This window comes from Nocardia sp. NPDC051750 (assembly GCF_044453135.1).
In the GTDB taxonomy this organism is placed as follows: domain Bacteria; phylum Actinomycetota; class Actinomycetes; order Mycobacteriales; family Mycobacteriaceae; genus Nocardia.
Genome location: NZ_JBITCK010000002.1, coordinates 101,398 through 121,379, shown reverse-complemented (window position 1 = coordinate 121,379; position 19,982 = coordinate 101,398). Strand labels below are relative to the sequence as shown.

15 protein-coding genes and 3 tRNA genes are annotated in these 19,982 nt (G+C 67.7%); 12 read left to right on the top strand and 6 right to left on the bottom strand.

Features of this window, described 5'->3' with window-relative positions:
* Positions 1-21: 21 nt before the first annotated feature.
* On the bottom strand, positions 22-2,043 hold the full coding sequence (locus ACIA75_RS07880; protein ID WP_397101274.1) for a serine/threonine-protein kinase: 2,022 nt from the start codon (positions 2,041-2,043) through the stop codon (positions 22-24).
* 406 nt (positions 2,044-2,449) lie between these two features.
* Here ACIA75_RS07880 and ACIA75_RS07875 point away from each other — a divergent pair.
* The 3 genes from ACIA75_RS07875 to ACIA75_RS07865 all read left to right on the top strand — a co-directional run bounded on the left by ACIA75_RS07875 (position 2,450) and on the right by ACIA75_RS07865 (position 2,759).
* Positions 2,450-2,523 (top strand) — tRNA-Met (locus ACIA75_RS07875).
* Between the two features lie 87 nt (positions 2,524-2,610).
* Positions 2,611-2,684 (top strand) — tRNA-Leu (locus tag ACIA75_RS07870).
* 1 nt (position 2,685) lies between these two features.
* Positions 2,686-2,759: transfer RNA gene (locus ACIA75_RS07865), tRNA-Leu, on the top strand.
* A gap of 16 nt (positions 2,760-2,775) precedes the next feature.
* On the opposite strand, the gene ACIA75_RS07860 is transcribed toward ACIA75_RS07865, so the two are convergent.
* From ACIA75_RS07860 to ACIA75_RS07850, 3 genes are all read right to left on the bottom strand, one after another.
* Positions 2,776-3,990: an SfnB family sulfur acquisition oxidoreductase gene (locus ACIA75_RS07860; protein WP_397101272.1), complete on the bottom strand. Its 1,215-nt coding sequence runs from the start codon at positions 3,988-3,990 to the stop codon at positions 2,776-2,778.
* On the bottom strand, positions 3,987-5,105 hold the full coding sequence (gene sfnG, locus ACIA75_RS07855) for a dimethylsulfone monooxygenase SfnG (protein WP_397101270.1): 1,119 nt from the start codon (positions 5,103-5,105) through the stop codon (positions 3,987-3,989). The genes ACIA75_RS07860 and sfnG overlap by 4 nt, the downstream gene beginning before the upstream one ends.
* 490 nt (positions 5,106-5,595) lie before the next feature.
* Entirely contained in the window at positions 5,596-6,969 is a 1,374-nt protein-coding gene (locus tag ACIA75_RS07850; RefSeq protein WP_397101268.1) for a styrene monooxygenase/indole monooxygenase family protein, read from the bottom strand.
* Positions 6,970-7,120: 151 nt separating this feature from the next.
* Between ACIA75_RS07850 and ACIA75_RS07845 the strand changes: the two genes are divergently transcribed.
* Both ACIA75_RS07845 and ACIA75_RS07840 read left to right on the top strand, forming a co-directional pair.
* On the top strand, positions 7,121-7,612 hold the full coding sequence (locus tag ACIA75_RS07845; protein WP_397101266.1) for a GAF domain-containing protein: 492 nt from the start codon (positions 7,121-7,123) through the stop codon (positions 7,610-7,612).
* 220 nt (positions 7,613-7,832) lie between these two features.
* Positions 7,833-8,000, top strand: a complete 168-nt coding sequence (locus tag ACIA75_RS07840; protein ID WP_397101264.1) for a hypothetical protein — start codon at positions 7,833-7,835, stop codon at positions 7,998-8,000.
* A 16-nt stretch (positions 8,001-8,016) separates the two neighbouring features.
* Here ACIA75_RS07840 and ACIA75_RS07835 read toward each other — a convergent pair whose 3' ends face one another.
* Positions 8,017-9,231: an acyl-CoA dehydrogenase family protein gene (locus tag ACIA75_RS07835; protein ID WP_397101262.1), complete on the bottom strand. Its 1,215-nt coding sequence runs from the start codon at positions 9,229-9,231 to the stop codon at positions 8,017-8,019.
* A gap of 238 nt (positions 9,232-9,469) precedes the next feature.
* Between ACIA75_RS07835 and ACIA75_RS07830 the strand changes: the two genes are divergently transcribed.
* Positions 9,470-10,615 (top strand): LLM class flavin-dependent oxidoreductase, encoded by a 1,146-nt coding sequence (locus tag ACIA75_RS07830; protein ID WP_397101260.1) that lies wholly within the window; start codon positions 9,470-9,472, stop codon positions 10,613-10,615.
* Between the two features lie 310 nt (positions 10,616-10,925).
* On the opposite strand, the gene ACIA75_RS07825 is transcribed toward ACIA75_RS07830, so the two are convergent.
* Entirely contained in the window at positions 10,926-12,134 is a 1,209-nt protein-coding gene (locus ACIA75_RS07825) for an esterase/lipase family protein (protein WP_397101258.1), read from the bottom strand.
* Between the two features lie 1,851 nt (positions 12,135-13,985).
* On the opposite strand from ACIA75_RS07825, the gene ACIA75_RS07820 reads away from it, so the two are divergent.
* The 6 genes from ACIA75_RS07820 (at position 13,986) to ACIA75_RS07795 (ending at position 19,952) form a co-directional block, all read left to right on the top strand.
* Positions 13,986-14,696 (top strand): GntR family transcriptional regulator, encoded by a 711-nt coding sequence (locus ACIA75_RS07820; RefSeq protein WP_397101256.1) that lies wholly within the window; start codon positions 13,986-13,988, stop codon positions 14,694-14,696.
* 259 nt (positions 14,697-14,955) lie between these two features.
* Positions 14,956-16,287: a nucleobase:cation symporter-2 family protein gene (locus ACIA75_RS07815; RefSeq protein ID WP_397101254.1), complete on the top strand. Its 1,332-nt coding sequence runs from the start codon at positions 14,956-14,958 to the stop codon at positions 16,285-16,287.
* Positions 16,284-17,339: a ring-opening amidohydrolase gene (locus ACIA75_RS07810; protein WP_397101252.1), complete on the top strand. Its 1,056-nt coding sequence runs from the start codon at positions 16,284-16,286 to the stop codon at positions 17,337-17,339. The genes ACIA75_RS07815 and ACIA75_RS07810 overlap by 4 nt, the downstream gene beginning before the upstream one ends.
* Complete coding sequence (locus ACIA75_RS07805; protein WP_397101250.1) at positions 17,336-18,649, top strand: cytosine permease; 1,314 nt, start codon at positions 17,336-17,338, stop codon at positions 18,647-18,649. Before ACIA75_RS07810 ends, ACIA75_RS07805 begins: the two co-directional genes overlap by 4 nt.
* Positions 18,646-19,347, top strand: coding sequence for a cysteine hydrolase family protein (locus ACIA75_RS07800; protein WP_397101248.1), 702 nt, complete (start codon positions 18,646-18,648; stop codon positions 19,345-19,347). Before ACIA75_RS07805 ends, ACIA75_RS07800 begins: the two co-directional genes overlap by 4 nt.
* Entirely contained in the window at positions 19,344-19,952 is a 609-nt protein-coding gene (locus ACIA75_RS07795) for an alpha/beta fold hydrolase (RefSeq protein ID WP_397101246.1), read from the top strand. Before ACIA75_RS07800 ends, ACIA75_RS07795 begins: the two co-directional genes overlap by 4 nt.
* Positions 19,953-19,982 lie beyond the last annotated feature (30 nt).

Below are 19,982 nucleotides of genomic sequence, written 5' to 3'. Positions count from 1 at the left end.
GATCGGTTCCGGTGCCTGGCATTACAGGGCGAGTACCGACACTGTGCTGTCGCCGAAGTTCGTCACATAGGCGGCCCGGGTACCGGGTTCGAGATACAGGCCGCCGGGGCGATCACCGACCGGCACGGTGGCGGTCACCGTGTTGGTGGCCAGGTCGATCACCGACACCGTGTCGTCACCCATATTGGTGACATAGGCGGTCCGGGTGTTCCAATCGACGGCTACGGCATGCGGATTGGTACCGACCGACACTGTGGCCGTGACCGTACCGGCAGCGAGGTCGATCACCGACAACGCACGGTCACCGTAGTTGACGACATAAGCGGTACGGGTGCCCAGATCAACGGCCACCCCGTTCGGAAACCTCCCGACCGCTACCGTGGCGGTGACACTGCGGGTGGCCCCGTCGATCACCGACATCGTGCCGTCGCGCAAATTGACGACATAGACAGTACGGGTGATCGGGTCGACCGCTACTCCCTGCGGCGTATCCCCGACGGGCACCGTACCGGTGACGCTGCCGGACAACGTGTCGATCACCGACACCGTTCTGTCGCCGAAGTTGACGACGTACGCGGTATGGGTGCCCGGGTCGACGGCCACACTGCCCGGCGAGTCACCGACCGGAACGACGGCGCTCACCGCATTGGTGGCGATATCGATCACCGACACCGTGTCATCGCCGTAGTTGACGACGTAGGCGGTGCGGTTGCCCGGGTCGACGGCCACGCCGTGCGGCGAGAGACCGACCGGCACCGTCGCCGTGACCGTATCGGTGGTGATGTCGATCGCCGACACCGTATTGTCGCCGAAGTTGGCGATATAGGCTGTGTGAGAAGCGAAGTCGACAGCAACGCCCCCGGGCGAGAGCCCCACGGGGACCGTCGCGACGACGCTCGGACCAGCCGCCGGAGGGGTGACCGTCGCGGCCACGTCGGTAGCGGCGCCGCTCGTCCCGGCCGGATCCGCGCCCATCACCTGTGGCGCGAGAAACGCCGCACCGAGACCGACGGCCAGAACCGAACCCACCACGAGCCCGGCAGTGACGGGCCTGCGCGGCAGCCACCCGGAAGCCCGTTTCCGGACGGAGGATCGCGGGCTGTCCGGCCCACTGATGTCCGGTACTACCGGAGCGCTGGAGGCAGCAGCGGCCCGGACGACCTCCGTCGGCGCGTCCTCGGAAGTAGCGGCGCCGGCTGCCGCGACCGTCGCGCCGGCGATGGCGGACGACGCGGCAGTGGCGAGTTCGTGACAGGACCCGTAGCGGGTGCTGGGATCCTTGGTCATAGCGGTCGCGATCACGGTGTCGAGGGCGGCGGGCAGATCCGGCCTGAACCGGCGCAGGGACGGTGCGGGTTCGCTGATGTGCGCCCCGATGACATTGGCGAACTCCTCCGGGGGAAAGGGCAACCGACCGGTGAGAAGCTGGAAGAGAGTGCAGCCGAGCGAGTAGATGTCCGCGCGGTGGTCGGCGCATTGCAGGAGGAATCGTTCCGGGGCGGTATACGCGACGGTCCCGTTGACGCCTGAGACGGTGACCGTATCGCCGAGTGTGCGGGCGATACCGAAATCGGTGAGCAGAGCGCGCCGTTCGTGCCGGGCATCGTATTCGATCAGCAGGTTCGCGGGTTTGACGTCCCGATGCAGCACCCCCTCCTCATGGGCGTAATCCAGCGCAGCGGCGGCGTCGACGATCAATTGAAGGGCCTGTTCGGCGGGCAGGCCGCGGGGCGACCCGGCCAGGAGCGCGTTGGCGTCACCGCCACGGATGTAGCGCATCGACAGCCACAGCCGGGGGTTGCCGCGTTTACTGCGGTCGTGAACCGGAACGATGTTGGGGTGGTCGAGTCCCGAGGCCAGGCCGGCTTCACGCTCGAACGCGTCCCGGGCTTTCGGATCCGCGGCGAGTGCTTCGTTGAGGACCTTCAAGGCAACCAGGCTCTCGAGACGTGGATGCCGGGCCAGGTATACCACCCCCATTCCCCCGGCCCCGAGAACTTTTACAATGATGAAATCCTCGAACTCGTCCCCGGCCTGCAACATGACTTCTGCCTCTCGCGTACCAAGTTCCGCCGGCATTGCCGGGCGAGGCCCGGCAGTGGCCGAATATACGGCGCCGCAGGCATACCCGCGACGGGAGCCGTGGATCGACCGTGCTCACGTCACAGATAGGACGTCACAGGGGTCCACCCCACCGACGCATCGGCGCCCCGTCGGCCGTCGGCACTCTCAGCGGGCGCGAACCCGATCGGTTCGCACCGTGGCAGCGGAAAATCAATTGACCGAGCTGGGACGATAGAAGCATCACGGAGACACGAACTCCGCGAATATCCGAGCTAGGGTAGTGGCCCGGTCTCCAAAACCGACGCCAGCGGGTTCGACTCCTGCCGGGTATGCGATATCACCGGGAGAGGTCCCGGCGATGATCCCGGGTCACTCCCGGAACCATAGCGGTGTAGCGCAGTTAGGCAGCGCGGCGGGCTCATAATCCGCAGGCCGTGGGTTCGAATCCCACCACCGCCACTGACCGGTTGAGCACATGGTGTGCAGCGAGGCTGTAACCCTCGCGCCTGCGGGCAACGGTGGTTCGATTCCATCCGGCCGGACTGAGCCCTTCTACCCCAACTGGCAGAGGGACCGGATTCAAAACCCGGTAGTTGCGCGTTCGAATCGCGCGGAGGGCACGCTCCTGTAGCCCAATTGGCAGAGGCGGCGGTTTCAGGAACCGTTGGTTGGGGGTTCGAATCCCTCCAGGAGTACCGCGACCGGCGACGGTCAGAGCACTCCGTGCAGGGGTGGTGGAGTGCCGTGCAGCAGGGTGCGGCCGATGTGCTGGTACTTCCAGCGGACCGGGTCGTGCAGGGTGTGGGTGCGGGCGTTGCGCCAGAAATGGCTCAGGTTGAGATCCTCCGCCGCACTGCGTGTTCCACTCACCTCGAACAGGGCACTGGAGATCTCGGTGGCGGCGCGGTCGGCGAGAACCTTGGCGGTGGCGACCGCGATCGAGGCATCGGCTACGCGCTCCGGAGCACCGAGCGCGGCGTCGACAGCTGTTCCGGCCGTGTGCAGGGTGGATTCGGCGGCAGCGAGCGTGACCGCGAGTTCGCCGAAACGCTGGATCACCAGGGGGTCGTCGATCGCCCGGGTCACCTGGGCCTCGAACCAGGGGCGGCTCTTGGTCCGGACGAACTCCGTGGCGGCGGTGAGCGCACCGCGCGCAATTCCGGTGTCGATCGCGGCGTGCAGTAATTGCGCGGAGGCGCCGTAGGCGGTCGGGGCGTCGACGGCGGCGCTCCGCGGGACCAGCTGGTCGCGCTCGACCGCGACACCCTCCAAGGCCACCGTTCCGCTGCCGGTCGTGCGCTGCCCGAACCCGTTCCAGTCGTCGACGATGCGGACGCCCGGTGCGGTGGCGGGCAGGAAGGCCACGTACTGGCCGGGCGGCAGGCCCGTTCTGCCGTCCGGGTCGTCGAGCCTGGTGAGCACGGCCAGGGTATCCGCGAAGAGCGATCCGGTGCAGTAGTACTTGACGCCGTCGATCCGGAATCGCTGTCCGGCCTCGATCGGCGACACGGTGGTGGCGATCTCGGAGATCGTCGCGCCGCCGCGCTCGGACTGCGCGTTGGCGATCTGCGCGCCGTCCAGCACCGCGGTCAGGTAGCGGCGTTGCTGGGCCGCGGTGCCGGCCAGTTTCAGCAGGTTCACGTAGACGAAATGGCTGTGCGGGATCTGGGCGATATTGGGATCGGCGGTCGCGAGCACCCGCACGATATCCGCGACCTCGCTGGGTGGCAGGTCCGCGCCGCCCAGTGCGGCCGGAACAGTAACCCCGAGCAGGCCACTCGCGGCGAGCTGCCCGATCTCGCCGACCGGCAGCTCTCGTTCCGCGTCACGGCGGGCCGCGCCGGCCGCGAATTCGGCCGCGAGCCGGCCGGCGACCGCGCGGGCCTGCTCGGCGGAGGTGATCCGGGCAGCCCCGACGGTGGTCATCGGATCGCCGCTTCAGCGGGGCGCCGGGCGGCTTCCAGTTCCCGGACCAGCGGCAGGACCTTCGCGCCGAAGTATTCGATTTCTTCCTGGAAGTGCAGGAATCCGCCGAGGATCAGGTCGACGCCGAGCTCGCGGTAGGCGACGATGCGTTCGGCGACCTGTTCCGGGGTGCCGATGAGCTGGGTCCGGAAACCGTCGTTGTACTGGACCAGATCCTCGAAACTCGAATCCGCCCACATTCCCTTGCGATCACTCGTGGACACGCCGGCCTGCTGCACCGCGTCCCGGAAACCCTCGACCGCGGGCTTGTTCGCCTTGGCGATGATCTCGCGCAACGTGTCCTCGGCTTCCTTCTCGGTATCGCGGGCGATGATGAACCCGTTCAACCCGAAGTTCACCGCACGGTCGTGCGCCCGGGCGACGGTCCGCAGGTCGTCGAGCTGTTCGGTGACGCCGTCGAAATCCTTGCCGTTGGAGAAATACCAGTCGGCGTACCGGCCACCGTTGCGACGGGCCGCCGACGAATTACCGCCCTGGAACAGTTCCGGGTTCGGGCGTTCGGGGGTGTTCAGCGGTTTCGGTTTGAGGGTGAAATCCCGGATGCGATAGAAATCGCCGCCGTAGTTCACCTCGTCCTCGGTCCAGATCTTGCGGATCACCTCGAGGAATTCCGCACTGCGCCGGTAGCGTTCGTCGTGCTCGAGCCAGGGCTCGCCGAGCGCGGTGAACTCCCCGGCGAACCAGCCCGACACCACGTTGATGGCGAACCGGCCATCCGACAGATGGTCCGCGGTGGCACCGAATTTCGCGAGCACCGCCGGATGCCACAGCCCTGGATGCACCGCCGCGATAACCTTCAACCGCTCCGTAGCACCCAGCAGCGCGAGACTGAACGACGTCGATTCGTGCTGGAATTCGGCACCGTAGGAGGCGGTGTAGCGCACCTGGGAGAGGGCGTAGTCGAACCCGTTACGCTCGGCGGTCTGCGCGAGCTTCTTGTTGTATTCGAAATCCCATGAGGTGCGCTGTTCGATCTCGCTGGTCACCAAACCGCCACTGACATTGGGGACCCAGTAGGCGAATCGGATCTGGTCGGTGATCTTCTCGGTACTCATCGAACTCCCTCGGGCTGGTACATGCGGTCCGCGGCGGCCGCGGCGAGGACGGAGGTACCGCACCATCGCGGCTCCCGCTGGTGGCCATGGGCACTGGTCTGGACGCCGGGGTGTAGTACCCCGGCGCGCCCTCAGTCCACCAGCGCGGTGCAGCGGGTACGAGGGTTTGAATCTGCCGGATCACATCCTGCGCCGGACCCTCGGGTTCGGGACGAGCCCGGCCGACCGATGCCCAGGGTGGAGGTTCCCGGTATCCGCCCGTACCCCGGAGCATCGGCGCCGACCTGCCCGCACCGGCACCTTCAGCATTTCCGCGTGCCGGTTGCGCCCCGTACTCTCCACACGCGGCCGCGACCCGCGGCCGGCCGGGTACGGCCCCGAGTTCCGCCCGCTCCCGGGGCAGCGGCAGCGACCGCTGCCCCACGGGCGACCCATGACCGATCGACTGCCCGCCGACCGGCGACGCACCGGCCTGTCCACGGGACTCGCGTCAGGCCGTGGTGGCGGCCGGACTGTACTGCGATCGGCTGAACCGGCCCGCGGGCTGGAAACGGCCCAGCACAGTGGCCGCATCCTCCCCGGTGACCGCCGCGATGAGTGCGTGCGCGTCGTCCACCGAATTCACCGGCCGCGCCGCTTGTGGGCGGTGCAGTGTGCTCACAAGCGCGGAGGCGAATCGTGGGTCGGCCGCGGCCGCGGCGAAGAACTGATTGCCGATCTCGGCGAACTCGGGGTCGCTGAGAAACAGCCGGGTGACCTTGGCCGCGTCCTCCGCGCGGAAGTCCAGGAACGACTCGTACTGCGCGGTGATCCACGCGGCGTCGAACGGGCCCTCGTGCGCAGATGCGGCGGCGACCAGTCGCTGCGCTTGGACGAGGCCGCTCTGCGCGCCCTGGCCGGCGATCGGGTCGTAGGCGACGGCGGTATCCCCCAGCGCCGCCACCACATGCCCGCCCGCCGTATGGCCGACGCCGGCCCGGAACACCGGCCGGACCGCGCCCTTCAGCCAGGAATGCGGATCCTCGGCGATCACCTTCGTGGCGAGCACTTCGGGGAGGTCCCAGTCGAGGTAGTCGCGGTAGAGCTCGGTGACGATCCGGTGCGCCGATTCCGCCGATTCCGCGGCCGCGAATCGCTTCTCCCAGTCGCTGCCCGGCCGCGCCCAGCCGAGGAACGCCCAGCTCGGCCCCACGTCCTTGTGCAGGTAGGGACCCCACCAGGCTTCGCCCTGTTCGGCGACGATGGAGAATCCGCTGCGGCCGCCGCCCGCCGGGCTGCGATGGGCGAACACCGATTCGTCGTGGCCGAGGCCGGTCACCGTCACGGTCAGCAGGCTGCGCTGCGGGGCGTCGTAGACGGTGCGGGTCTCGTCCACCGGGAACAGCTGCGACAGCCCACCGCGTCCGGTGGCGACCAGGGTGAGGTCGTTATCGGCGGCGATCGGGTCGAGCCGTTCCGGGGTCACGGTATCCACGACGAAACGGCCACCGCGCTCCAGGAACGCGGTCAGCCGCTCATCGGCCTTGAGCCTGGTGTCGACCGCGAGGCCGTGGAAGCCGTCGAAGGCGCCGTCGAAAGCGATGAGCTCCTCGCCGCCGCCCGCGACCCGGACGGTGAGCCCGCTGTGCAGCGGGGCGCGGTCGAGGTAGGTGGGCAGGCCGAGCGCTTCCTCGGCGGCCTGGGCTTCACCGAAGATGAGCGCGGTACCGGTGGCCGGCACCGAATCGCGCAGTGCGGGCTGATCGCGTTCGCTGTAGATGGTGACCACGAACCCGGCATCGAGCAGTCCGAGCGCCGCGGTGACGCCGGTCTGCCCCGCACCGATCACGGCTGCTTTACGGGTGGAGGTGTTCTGGGTTGTCATGGCGCAATGGTCGCGATCACAACGTCCCGGCTGCAGGGTTACGCTCACCGCGAGTTGATGCCGAAAACAACGGAACTGTTTCCGATTTCGTTGGACAATCCACCCCCGGTCGCGACGCGACACCGGACGGGCCGGTTTATCATCGGCGATCATGACGTTCGATCTCGTCCCGCTGACCGGCGACCGCGCGGACAGCTACCGGCAGCTCGCCGGGCAGGCCGCCGCCCTGGTGTCGGGTGAATCCGACCGGATCGCCAACGCCGCCAACCTCAGTGCCCTGGTGTATCACTCGTTACCGGAGGTGAACTGGGCCGGTTTCTACTTCTACGATGGGCGCGAGCTGGTGGTCGGCCCGTTCCAGGGCAAACCCGCGTGCGTGCGGATCGCGCTCGGTACCGGTGTGTGCGGGACCGCCGCGCAGACCCGTCGCACCCAGCTGGTGCCCGATGTCCACGCCTTCGCCGGCCATATCGCCTGCGATGCCGATACGCGGTCGGAGATCGTGGTGCCGCTGGTTCACCATGGCGAACTGATCGGCGTACTCGACCTCGACAGTCCCCGGCCCGCACGTTTCGACGACACCGACCGCCACGGCCTGGAATCCGTAGCCCGCGTCTTCGTCGACTCGCTGGCCGCTTCCTGATCGAGAGGCCGGCCCGGATGGAACCCGTCAACCAGCTCCGGCTGGACTATTCGATCACGCCGACACCGCGGTGGGGATACGGAAAACCCGCCCACCAGCGGCTCCACGACATCATGGACGCGCACCTCGGACGGTACACCGATCATCTCCGGGCCATTGTCGCGAACGATGCGGCGCTGAAAGCCATCCCGGTGGACGGTGAGCACGCGACCCTGCCCGCGTGGAACAACGTCTGGTTCTCGCGGAGGGACCGCACCTTCGTATCGAACTTCCCAACATGTTCGTCAGCCGGGACCCCGAACTCGCCTCGCTCCTGAACCCGCTCTGGACCGGCCCGCTGTCCGGCGTTCAGCGGCACGGTGGCTCGTTCTGGCTCCGAAAACTCTAGGACACCCGCCGGGTCCTCACGCTGTTCCGGCCGGCCGCTCCCCCGCGCTCCAAGCGAACGGGAGTGTGGTGCCGTTGAGCAGGTGGTCGCCGATGGCGCGGGCTTTCTGGATGGCGGGGTTGTGGACCGAGATGGTGCGGGCGTTGCGCCAGTGCCGGTCCAGCCGCAGCCCCTCCGACACAATGGAGGCGCCGCCCACCTCGAACAGCTGGGTTGTCGCGGCCAGCACCGTGTCGATCACCCCGAGCTGCGCCTGCGCGGCGGCCAGTTCCACCTCGACGAGAGCGCTCTCGTCCTGCGCCCCGGAAGCCAGGACGCCGTCCAGTAGATCGGCGACCGCGAGAACAGTGGCGCGAGCGCCGAACGCGGCGGCCGACAACCGGCCGATCACCTGCTGCACCAGCGGGTCGTGGCGGGGCAGATCCGCGGCCGAGTGGGTGTAGCCGCGGCGGCGTCCGGCGACCCACTCGCGGGTGTCCCGTTCGGCGCGCTGCGCGATCCCAGCCAGGACCGCGAGCTGCACCAGCTGCAGGTAGCCCGTCGAATACGTGGCACCGGCGACACCGTATCCGGGGCCGAGCACCCGGTCCGGCACCACCGCCACCTCGGTGAACTCGGTGGTGCCGCTGGCCGTGAGCCGCTGCCCGAACCCGTCCCAGTCGTCGTGCCGGCGCACCCCGTCGGCGTTCGCGTCGACGAGCACCCCGACCCGTTCACCGTCTCGGTCGGCGGCCACCAGAATATGGTCGGCGTACAACGACCCGGTGCTGTAGTACTTGGTGCCGTTGAGCAGCCAGCCGTCAGCGTAAGGGGTGAGCCGGGTCTGGTACCGGCCCACCGCGCCTGTACCCGGTTCAGTGATCGCGTTCCCGACCAGCGTCCCCGCCGCGGCCGCCCGCAGCCACTGGTCGCGCGCGGCGCCGGGCTCCGCCAGCAGCTGATCCTCGACGAACACGAAATGCACGCGCAAAGCCTGCGGAAGATTGGACTCGGCGGCGGCGAGTTCGATCAGCTGCCGGAACAGCTGGCGCACGCTCGCGCCGAACCCGCCGAATTCGACCGGCACCCGCAGCGCGCCGAACCGCGCCGCACGCAGCGCCTGCACTTCGTCGTGGGCGAGCCTGCGGTCGATCTCGCGTTCGACCGCGCCGGCCGCGATATCGGCGTAGATCGGCGCGAACACCGCGTCGAGTTCGGCATCGGAAACGGGTTTCGCTGCGGTGGAGGTCATCGGCCCACGATCACCGACGCCACGGCCGCGCTCACCCGTTTGACGCACCGAGATCGAAACGGCCCGGGGTAAAAATCCGGCCGATCAGAACTGGTGACGGGGCGTTGCCGGTCGGTCAGGATCGACGATCGGCCCGATCCTGCTCCCGGCGCCGTGGCCGGGTATCCGTCGGCACCGACTCGCGGTGGAAAGGATCAGCCGCCGACTCGACCGCACGCGACCCGCGAAGGATTTCCGAATGAGCCTGTCGTTCCACTGGTTCCTGCCCACCTACGGAGATTCGCGCGGTCTGATCGCCGGGGGCCACGGCACGGCCATGTCCGGCGACCGTCCCGCCTCGCTGCGCTATCTCAACCAGATCGCGGGCGCGGCCGAAGAAAACGGGTTCGAAGCGGTTCTCACACCGACCGGCGCCTGGTGCGAGGACGCCTGGCTCGCCACCGCCATGCTGGTGGAAACCACCGAAACCCTGAAGTTCCTGGTGGCGTTCCGGCCCGGCCTGGTGAGCCCCACGCTCGCCGCCCAGATGTCCGGCACCTTCCAGCGGCATTCCCGCGGCCGGCTCCTGCTCAATGTGGTGACCGGCGGTGAGCCGCACGAACAGCGCGCGTTCGGCGATTTCCTGGACAAAGAGCAGCGGTACGAACGCACCGGCGAATTCCTGCACATTGTGAAGAGCCTCTGGGACTCGCGCGAACCCTTCACCTTCGATGGCAAACACCTGCAGGTGGAGCAGGCCCTGCTGAACAATCACCCCGACCCGGTGCCACCGATCTTCTTCGGCGGTTCGTCGGCCGCGGCGGGACCGGTCGCCGCGAAGTACAGCGATACCTATCTCACCTGGGGTGAACCGCTCATCGCGGTCGGTAAGAAACTGGACTGGATCCGCGGCCTGGCCGCCGAACAGAACCGGACCCTCGACTACGGTATCCGCCTGCACGTGATCACCCGCGATACTTCCGAGGCGGCCTGGGCCGAGGCCGACCGCCTGCTGCAGGGCATCGACCCGGCCGATATCGAACGCGTGCAATCCAATCTGGCCGCCAGTGAATCCGAGGGCCAGCGGCGGATGCGCGAACTGCACGGCGGCCGCACCGACCGGCTGGAGATCGCCCCGAATCTGTGGGCGGGCGTCGGTCTGGTCCGCGGCGGCGCGGGCACCGCGCTGGTCGGCTCGCACGAGGAGGTCGCCGAGCGGCTCATCGAGTACTCCCGTCTCGGCATCACCCATTTCATCCTCTCCGGCTATCCGCACGTGGAGGAGGCGTACTGGTTCGGCGAAGGGGTGCTGCCGATCCTCGAGCAGCGCGGCCTGTGGCGTCGATCGGTCGATCGTGCCACCACACCCACGGGCACACCGTTCGCCACCGCATCGACCAGCTGAAAGACGTGGCCGGACAGCATTCTCCGTGATACGAAGGCCATCGAACTGGCTCCGAAATCGACTACGATTTCGCGAAATTCCGTGGCCCGTCGCTGGCGTGCTCGGTGCTGCGCAATGGCCCGGAGGCGGTACGGCCTTGTTCCGTCAGATCGGTGCGCTTCCGACCCTCCGCCTTCCGAGCTGAGGGCGGATTGCCGAAGGGCACGGCGCAGTGTCCGGACAACGTGGCCGGCCCGAAGCGGCAGGTGGGGTCGTCTTCCCACCGGAACACCACTTCGGGCCGTCGATGCGTCCGCTACCGGGACCGTGTCTACAGGGAGCCACCCCCGCCCACCAGCCACGGATTGAAGGTGCACACTAGCGGTTGTGCGGGATCCAGGGTGTTCAGGATGATCGACAGCACTCGCGGCGAATACATCATGTTCAGGTGATCGGACAGATCCTGTTCACACCCGTCCTGGATGGTGATGTTTCGGACCGTGGCGCCCGGCCCGGCCTTCAGGAAGGTCAGATCGTACGGCGTGGTGACCTCGTCGTATCGGCTACCGACCACCGTGTAGTCGACTCCCGGCACCGTATCCCCGCCGGCGTTGAGATTGTTGATGAAGTTCGATCCGACCGTCTGCTGGATACCCGAGTGGCCCACGAAGATTTCGACCAGGCCCAGCACATCGATACCGAGGTTGTTGATCGCCCGGCCCAGCGCACCGATCCCGAGCAGGGTGGTGCCGTGGTTCGTGGCCCCGAATGTCATCAGGTGCTGCACCTTCGGCGCGCCGCCCTCGAATTTCAGGTACTGGCGCGATACCGCGCCGCCCTGGGAGTGACCGACGATATTCACTTTCTGCGCGCCGGTGGCCGCCAGCACCCGATCCACGAACACCGCGATCTGCTTCGCCGAATCCTCGATATAGCCGGTGCCGTTGCGGCCTGGCAGCACCGCGCCGACGCCGCCGCCCTGGATCAGGTTGGAGCGGCCGTAGTTGAAGGTGAAGACGCAGTGCCCGGCGTCGTGGATCGGCTGGGAGATGTAGGCGAAGTTGTCGTAGGCGTTCTCCCAGGTGCCGTGGATCAGCACCACAGGTTCCGGATGTTCGGCCGTCGGCTTGCAGCCCCAGTCGTTCGACCCCGGCGGCGCCACATCGGGATTCAGCAGACCGTGCCCGAACGCCGCCAGGAACGCGGTGGCCGGCGGACCGTACCCGACGGTGTCCGACGAGAACCCGCCCGACAGTCCGGAACTCGACCCGGAACCGCCGTAGCAATCACCGGACCCGTTCCCCGACCCGGTACCACTGCCCGAATTGCACGCGGAACCCGAACCCGCGCTGCCGGTATCGACGATCGGCTGCGCCGCCGGATCCTTCAACCCACCGGCGATCGTGTCCGCCAGTTGCTGCTCGGTGGGCGCCGGCTCGGGTTGGGCGTTGACGCCCACGCCCGGCAATCCCAGCGCGAGAATCGCGGCACCTGCCACAACGGTAGAACGCAGTGAACCGCGGATGGCTGTTCGCTTCATCAGTTACCTTTCTGCGCACAGGCGCGGTCCGGTTCCCGCAGTGGTGAACCCATTTCCCACACCTGATGACAGCCGCTGACGCTAGAACCGATCACCCGAAATCTGGGCGGCCCGGGGAATTGTCCGTAACAATCACCAACCGCTCACACGACACTCGGGACCGCCCACAGAACCTTTACACCGGACAGCCGGGAAACGGCGCGAATTCCTTTCGACCAGCTGCTGCAGAGCTTTCGTCGACACATCAGCCGGACCCGAAATAACATCGCGACCTGCTCCGATCGCAAGAATCGGCGGCGCCGGAAAATCTGGATCTCGATGGAGTCGGCCGCACCGGAAAACCGTCGACGAATCTGTTGCCGGTCGTCCTGGACAAAGAAATTCGTCGAATTTCACCACGCCGTCGGAACGCATATGGGACGCCGCACAGTACAACGACGGAAACCGCCGAACCCGGCCTCGAGCGGCAATCAAGCGACGCCCCCGCTACCCCGTCGCACAAGTCCGCGCCGCAGACCGGACGTCGGCGGGATACCTGCCACACGGCGCCCTCAGTTGATCAGCGCGCCAAATCGGCCGGCATCGGAGTGCAATGCGCGCAGGCGGCAGATGCCGGACGGGAGGTCGCCGGATGTGCGTACCGGTGTCCACTCGTTCAGTCGCGGCACTGACGCTGAAACTCTTCCGCGATGCGCTGATTCGGTTCAGGCGCGAATACCAGGTCCTGCCGACTTCCTTCAAATGCCGGACCACCCGGGCGAGCTGCGCCTCTGGCCTCGGTTCCGCCGACACTCACTCATCCCCGCGTGCGCGGGGAGCACCTGGGCACCTGGGCATCCAGCTCGCCTACGACGCTGTCCTGGGCTCATCCCCGCATGCGCGGGGAGCACCCGGGGCGCGTTCTGGGTGTGCACCGTCGCGGGCTCATCCCCGCATGCGCGGGGAGCACACTTCCTGAACAGGCAGTTTCCTAGAGGAAATGCCGATTTTCATTCACTTTCGCCACCCATACTCGCTCAGTCTTCGACATTGGCCGTACACGGCACAGACGCGAGTTACACGACTGCCCAACAGAGTATGGCCCATTTCGATGCGACCCCAATGGCTCGACGTCAACATCCTCCTCCCGCAACGGAACACAGAAACCAACTCACCTGGACAGCAACGGTTTCCTTCCGCGCGACCGAACCCTGCATGGGTAGCGGCCGGACTGCGTGATTCGGACTGGTCCGCCACCCGCCGCGTCCAGGTCCCCATCCGGGGATACGCACACGCGCATCAGATCATGGCGACCGCACCAACGCCGACGCAAAGAGCCCACCCTGGCTGGCGATGACCGAACTCGCAGACGTGGTCACCTCTACCAGCACGTTGGAGTTCAAGCTCTGAGCAGTAAGACGCGCTTCGTCGCGGGTAGTACAGCCGAGCTTGCCGGTCCAGCACCGCGAGTGGTTCATCCCTGCACGAGCGGAGACCTGTCGTAGACCATGAAGGCCGTGTGCAGCAGGGTTCGCCCCTGCTGCACAGGGAGCATGCTGGCAAGATGAAGCGCTGGCCGCGGCAGCTGGGCTCATCCCCGTGAGCGCGGGGAGCACGGGCGGCTGATCACCACCGACGCGATCGACCATGGCTCATCCCCGCGTGTGCGGGGAACAACTTCCTGGCTCGAAGTTGTAACCAGCGGAAGTGGGAGCTTTCATCTACTTTCGCAGTCCGATCATATGTGTTCCCGTCACCGGTTCCCGCGTGGTCACCCTGTGCCAGCCACCGCTGCTCAGTTCGGATCATGGGACATCCGACGGACCGGAACCGGGGAGTGATCACCGGCAGCGCACCCAATAGGCTCGTTCTGTGACCGCATCGCAGGACAGCAGCCGGAGCTCGCCTCGCGCGACAGTTGCGGACGCGCTGCGGGGGGATATCCTCGCCGGCCGACTCTCTCCCGGAGACCGCTTGCGCGAGGTCGATCTCGCCGAGCGCTTCGGGGTCTCCCGGATTCCGGTGCGCGAGGCGCTGTCGCAGTTGCAGAGCGAGGGGTTCGTCACCCTCGTTCGTTATCGCGGGGCAACCGTTTCCGCTCCGTCCGGTTCGGCGGCTCGGGAGCTGGTGCAGATCCGGCGGGGGCTGGAAGTGCTCGCCGCGCAGTTGGCGGCGCGCAACCGGGGCGGTGCGGTCGCCGGGGAGTTGGCGCGGGCGGTGGAGCTCGGGCGGGCCGCGGATGCGCAGCATGCGCACGACGATCTGCCGTCGTTGACCCTGCGCTTCCATACCCTGATCGCCGAGGCGTCGGGCAATCAGCAGCTACAGGTCATGCTGGAGCAGATCCTCGAGCGGGTGTCGTGGATATTCGGGCAGCGACTCGATACCCGGACCCACACGTCCTGGAGCGATCATGCCGCTATCGCACAAGCTGTTCTCGCCGGTTCCCCGGTGCAGGCGGGGTACCTCATGGACGAGCACATAGCCCGCGATGAGGAGCTGATCGTGGAGTTGGACTTCGATAACGCGCAGGATTGCACCCGCCTGAATTCCCGTCCCGATACGGATCCGTCGACCCGCTGACGGGACAGCCGCCACGGTTGCACACACCACGTAATCGGTATGTAACACGACTGCGCCCTGGTCACCCCTGCCGCACCGCCCGGACGACCGGCGCTCCGACACTTGGACCGCACGTCAACCGTTCTTGTATACAAACCTTCTCGCAACCCATCACATCCGTCGAGAGTTCACCGCCCTGGAACGCCGGGCAACACCACGGAAACAGTATTTGTATACAAATTCTGGTGTTGCTTATTTCTTCTGCCCTAGGCCAGGTCCCATGTCCACCGACACCGCCCCGACCCAGTCGCCGCCGCTGAACTCACCCCCTTCGCTCCCCCTCTGGCGCACAGCGCTTTTCGGTATCCAGCATGTGCTCGTCATGTACACCGGCTGTGTCGCGGTGCCGCTCGTCTTCGGCGCCGCCATGGGACTGGACACCTCCACCATCGCGACCCTGGTGAATGCCGACCTGCTGGTTGCCGGTGTCATCACCCTCGTGCAGGCCCTCGGTATCGGGAAGCTGCTGGGGGCGCGGATGCCGGTGGTCGCGGGTGCGTCCTTCACCGCCGTCACGCCGATGATCCTGATCGGTGAGGAGTACGGCCTCTCCGCGGTGTACGGCGCGATGATCGCGGCCGGAATCTTCGGTGTACTGGTCGCGGTCCCGTTCTCCAAGCTGGTGCGGTTCTTCCCGCCCATGGTGCGGGGCGCGGCGGTCACCATGATCGGGCTGTCCTTGATCGGGAAGGCCGTCTCGATGACCTTCGGCGACGAACCCGCCGGTGGCGCCCCCTTGGCGCTGGCCGCGGGGGTGGTCGTCACGATCATCGCGCTGATGCGGTACGGCCGCGGTCTCCTCGCCCAGTCCGCGGTGCTCATCGCCCTAGTCGCCGGGACGCTCGCCGCCGCGGCGCTCTCGCTCACCGATTTCAGTGCCGTGGGCAGCGCCGACTGGTTCGGCCTGCCCAACCCGTTCCTGTTCGGCACCCCGACCTTCCCCATCGCCGGGATCATCTCGATGTGCCTGGTGATGCTGGTGATCTTCACCGAATCCACCGCCTACCTGATGGCCACCGCCGATAACCTCGGTCAGCCGTTGGACTCGAAGCAGCTGGCCCGCGGATTGAGCGCCGACGGCGCCTCCGCCGTGCTGGCCGGGTTCCTGACCTCCTTCCCGGACACGATCTTCGCCCAGAACGTCAGCCTGGTGCGGATGACCGGAGTCGCGAGCCGGGGCGCGGTCGCCGTCGCCGGCGGGCTGCTGGTGGCGCTGGGACTGGTACCGAAGATGGGCGAAGTGGTCGCGAATCTGCCGGGACCGGTGATCGGCTCGGTGAGCCTGGTCATGTTCGCCACCGTCGCCGGGGTCGGCATCGCGACGCTCGCCCGGGTGGACTACTCGCGCAACGACAACCTGCTGGTGGTGTCGCTGGCCATGGGGATCGGGATGATCCCGGTGGTCGCGCCGGAGGTGTACGAGGGGCTGCCGTCCACGGTCCGGGTCATCGCCGGCGGCGCGATCACCAGCACGGTGATCGTCGCGTTCCTCCTCAATCTCCTGTTCAACCATCTCACCCCGTCCCGCCGCCCGAAGGAGAGCGCCGCATGACCGGTATCGCCCTGTTGACCGTCCCCACCGCCGAACCCGGCGATGCGCACCCCTTCGACGCACTCACCGAAAAGGGTTACCGCACCGATGATCTCGTCTCGGTGATCGGTAAGACCGAGGGCAACGGCTGCGTCAACGACTTCAGCCGCACCCTGGCCACCGCCGTCTGGGAACCGCGCATCCCGGAGTCCGCGGTGACGGTGTTCTCCGGTGGGACCGAGGGTGTGCTGAGCCCGCATGTGAACCTTTTCCTCCGGGACGAGCGGTCGCACCCCGGCTTCGACCGCGGCCTGGTCGCGGCGGCGCGGCGCAGCCGGGTTCTCGAACCGGTCGAGATCGGCCGGGAAGCCCAGGTCGATACGGTCGCCGATACCGTCGGGAAACTGCTCGCCGAACTCGGTGTGACCCCGGCGGACGTGCATCTGGTCCTGGTGAAATGCCCACTGCTGACCTCCGACACCATCGCCGCCCTGCAGGCCGCCGGTGCGGTGCCGGTCGCCACCGACACCTATGCGTCGATGGGGCATTCCCGGGCTGCCAGCTCGCTCGGTATCGCCGTCGCCCTCGGTGAATGCGATCGGGAGACAGCGCTGCACGCCCTCGCCGGCGAGGCCGATGTCTGGTCGGCGCGCGCCTCCGCCAGCGCCGGCGCCGAACTGGACGACTGCCATATCCTCGTGGTCGCCGAAAGCCCCACCGCGGCCAACCCGTTGCGGGCGGTGCACGGTCATATGGCCGATGCGATCGACCTCGCCGCCGTGCAGCGGCTCCTGTCCCAGGTGGCGGAGGCCGGCGGGACGGTCCGCCAGATCTTCGCCAAGGCCGAGGCCGATCCGCGCGGCGCGATCCGCGGATTCCGGCACACCATGCTCACCGATTCCGATATCAACGCCACCCGCCACTCCAGGGCCGCCGTCGGCGGCCTGCTCGCCGCGCTCAAGGGCGACGGTGCGGTCTACGTCTCCGGCGGTGCCGAACATCAGGGTCCGCCGGGCGGCGGCAGCATCACCGTGATCTACGAACTCCCCACTCCCGGAGGGACCGAAGCATGAGTACCACCACCCTCACCGAGCCTGAAACCAACTGGGAGATAGAGGAATTCGAAGACCGGCCGGTTCCCGCCGACCGGCGGCGCGGCCTCGGCTCGGTCTCCGCGGTGTGGTTCGGCTTCCCGATGGTGCTCACCTGCGCCATCTTCGGCGGGCTGATCGTGTATTCGCTCGGCTTCTGGCTCGGCCTGGCCGCCATCGCCGTGGGCAATATCTGCATGATGCTCTATGTCGGTGCGCTCAGCGTGATCGCGGGACGCACCGGCAAAAATTTCGCGCTCACCGCGGCCGAAACCTTCGGCAAGGCCGGCGCCTTCCTGCCCTCGGCGTTCCTCGCGACGGTCGTGATCGGCTGGTTCGCCTTCCAGACCGGTATGGCCGGGGCCATCCTGCACGACACGCTGGGCTGGCACGAACAGTTCACCGCGCTCGCCGCGGGGGTCGCGTTCATCGGTGTCACGTTGCTGGGTATCCGGGCGCTGTCGGCGATCGGGATGATCGCGGCGCCGGTCTATGTCGTGCTCGGACTGGTCGCGATCGGGCTGGCCGTCGCCGACGGTGGCGGCTCCCCCACCTCGTATCAGGGCAGCGCGGGCGCGGCGGCGATGAGCTTCGGCGCGGCGGTCACGCTGGTGATCGCCTCCTTCGTCGACTCCGGCACCATGACCGCCGATTTCACTCGCTGGTCGCGCAACGGCCGCGAGGCCTTCCTCGCCGCAGCCTCGGCGTTCCCGGTGGGCAATTCGATCGCGCTGGTGATCGGCGGGCTGGTGGTCGCCCTCGGCGGCAGCGCCGATCCGGCCGCCGACGGCGGTAACTTCCTCGGCCTGCTGGTCGACCACGGCGGCGTGCTGGTGCCGCTGGCCGTGGCGTTCGTGTTCATCAACCTCGGGTCGGTATGCGCGCACTGCCTCTACAACGGCGCGGTCGGGTGGAGTCAGCTCAGCGGCGGCCGGATGCGCCGGCTGACCCTGATCCTCGGCGCGGTCGGCGTCGTGCTCGCTGTCGCCGGTATCTGGTCCTATTTCGAGCAGTGGCTCAACCTGCTGGGCGTGATCGTGCCGCCGATCGGCGCGGTCGTCATTCTCGATCAGTTGGTCCTGCCGCGTTTCGGGCTCGGATCCGGAGACCGCCGCGCCCGCTGGCATTGGCCCGCCTTCGCCGCCTGGGCCGGCGGCGCCGTAGCCGCGCTGCTCACCCATGAATTCGCCCCCTGGCTGTCCGACGCCGTCATCGGTTTCGCAGCCGCCGCCCTCATCCTCACCCTCTGCGCCACCCTCACCGCGCGACGCGACAAGGAGCTCACCGCATGACCATCACCACTGTGGACGCCACCCCCTACACCTGGCCCTACGACGGGCCGATCGACCCCGCCCACACCGCGCTGCTGCTGATCGACTGGCAGACCGACTTCTGCGGCCCCGGCGGCTACGTCGACCAGATGGGCTACGACCTGAACCTCACCCGCGCCGGTCTGGAGCCCACCGCCCGAGTCCTCGCGGCAGCCCGCGAACTCGGCCTCACCGTGATCCACACCCGGGAAGGCCACCGGCCCGGCCTGTCGGATCTCCCGGCGAACAAGCGCTGGCGTTCCGCGCAGGTCGGCGCGGAAATCGGCAGCGTCGGCCCGTGCGGGCGCATCCTGGTACGCGGCGAACCGGGCTGGGAGATCGTCCCCGAGGTCGCCCCGATCCCCGGCGAACCGATTGTCGACAAACCCGGCAAGGGCGCCTTCTACGCCACCGACCTCGACCTGCTGCTGCGCGGCGCGGGTATCACCCACATCATCCTCACCGGTATCACCACCGACGTCTGCGTGCATACCACGATGCGGGAAGCCAACGATCGCGGCTACGAATGCCTGGTGCTCTCGGACTGCACCGGCGCTACCGAACAGAAACATCACGAGGCCGCGCTGAGCATGGTCACCATGCAGGGCGGAATCTTCGGCGCGGTAGCCACTTCCGACCAACTGCTGGCCGCGCTCGGGAAGCAGACCGTCACCGCATGAAGGTCGTGCTGATCCACGGTGTGGCGACGGACAGCCGGGTGTGGGCGGCCACGGTCGCCGCACTCGGCCCCACCGTGGAGGTCTGCTGTCCCGACCGGCCCCAATCCGGGGATATGGATACCGAAATAGCGGCCCTCGCACCACTGTGCGAGGGGGCGTTCGTGGTGGGAGTCAGCGGGGGCGCCACCTTGGGGTTGGAGCTGGCCGCGCGTGGCGTGCAGTTCGCGGGCGCGCTCCTGCACGAGCCCGCGGCCGGATCGCTCGCCCCCGGTTTGCTGGACGACGTCGCCCGAGCGTTCGAGCGCGACGGCGTCCCCGGTTTCGGCCGCGCGCTCTACGGAGCCGGTTGGGAACCGGAACTCACCACCGCATCACACGAAACGGTTGCCGGCGAACTGGCCATGTTCCGCCGATTCGAACCGCGACCGGTAGGCCGGCCGACAGACCGAATCACTCTGACCGTGGGCGGGAAATCGGCGGCGGCGCGACACCGATCAGTCGAAGCCCTCGCCGCCGCGCTCGGAACGCACTGGCGAGTGCTACCCGGCGTCGGTCACGCGGTCCACCTCGAGGACCCCCGGCAACTCACAACGGCGGTCCGGTAGAAGCCCTGTCCTGTCTTCTCCTGGAGCTCC

Bases quoted from the DNA above. Each gene is read 5' to 3' on its own strand.
- ACIA75_RS07880 (WP_397101274.1), bottom strand. From the start codon at position 2,043: ATGTTGCAGGCCGGGGACGAGTTCGAGGATTTCATCATTGTAAAAGTT.
- ACIA75_RS07860 (WP_397101272.1), bottom strand. From the start codon at position 3,990: ATGACCACCGTCGGGGCTGCCCGGATCACCTCCGCCGAGCAGGCCCGC.
- sfnG (WP_397101270.1), bottom strand. From the start codon at position 5,105: ATGAGTACCGAGAAGATCACCGACCAGATCCGATTCGCCTACTGGGTC.
- ACIA75_RS07850 (WP_397101268.1), bottom strand. From the start codon at position 6,969: ATGACAACCCAGAACACCTCCACCCGTAAAGCAGCCGTGATCGGTGCG.
- ACIA75_RS07845 (WP_397101266.1), top strand. From the start codon at position 7,121: ATGACGTTCGATCTCGTCCCGCTGACCGGCGACCGCGCGGACAGCTAC.
- ACIA75_RS07835 (WP_397101262.1), bottom strand. From the start codon at position 9,231: ATGACCTCCACCGCAGCGAAACCCGTTTCCGATGCCGAACTCGACGCG.
- ACIA75_RS07830 (WP_397101260.1), top strand. From the start codon at position 9,470: ATGAGCCTGTCGTTCCACTGGTTCCTGCCCACCTACGGAGATTCGCGC.
- ACIA75_RS07825 (WP_397101258.1), bottom strand. From the start codon at position 12,134: ATGAAGCGAACAGCCATCCGCGGTTCACTGCGTTCTACCGTTGTGGCA.
- ACIA75_RS07815 (WP_397101254.1), top strand. From the start codon at position 14,956: ATGTCCACCGACACCGCCCCGACCCAGTCGCCGCCGCTGAACTCACCC.
- ACIA75_RS07810 (WP_397101252.1), top strand. From the start codon at position 16,284: ATGACCGGTATCGCCCTGTTGACCGTCCCCACCGCCGAACCCGGCGAT.
- ACIA75_RS07805 (WP_397101250.1), top strand. From the start codon at position 17,336: ATGAGTACCACCACCCTCACCGAGCCTGAAACCAACTGGGAGATAGAG.
- ACIA75_RS07800 (WP_397101248.1), top strand. From the start codon at position 18,646: ATGACCATCACCACTGTGGACGCCACCCCCTACACCTGGCCCTACGAC.
- ACIA75_RS07795 (WP_397101246.1), top strand. From the start codon at position 19,344: ATGAAGGTCGTGCTGATCCACGGTGTGGCGACGGACAGCCGGGTGTGG.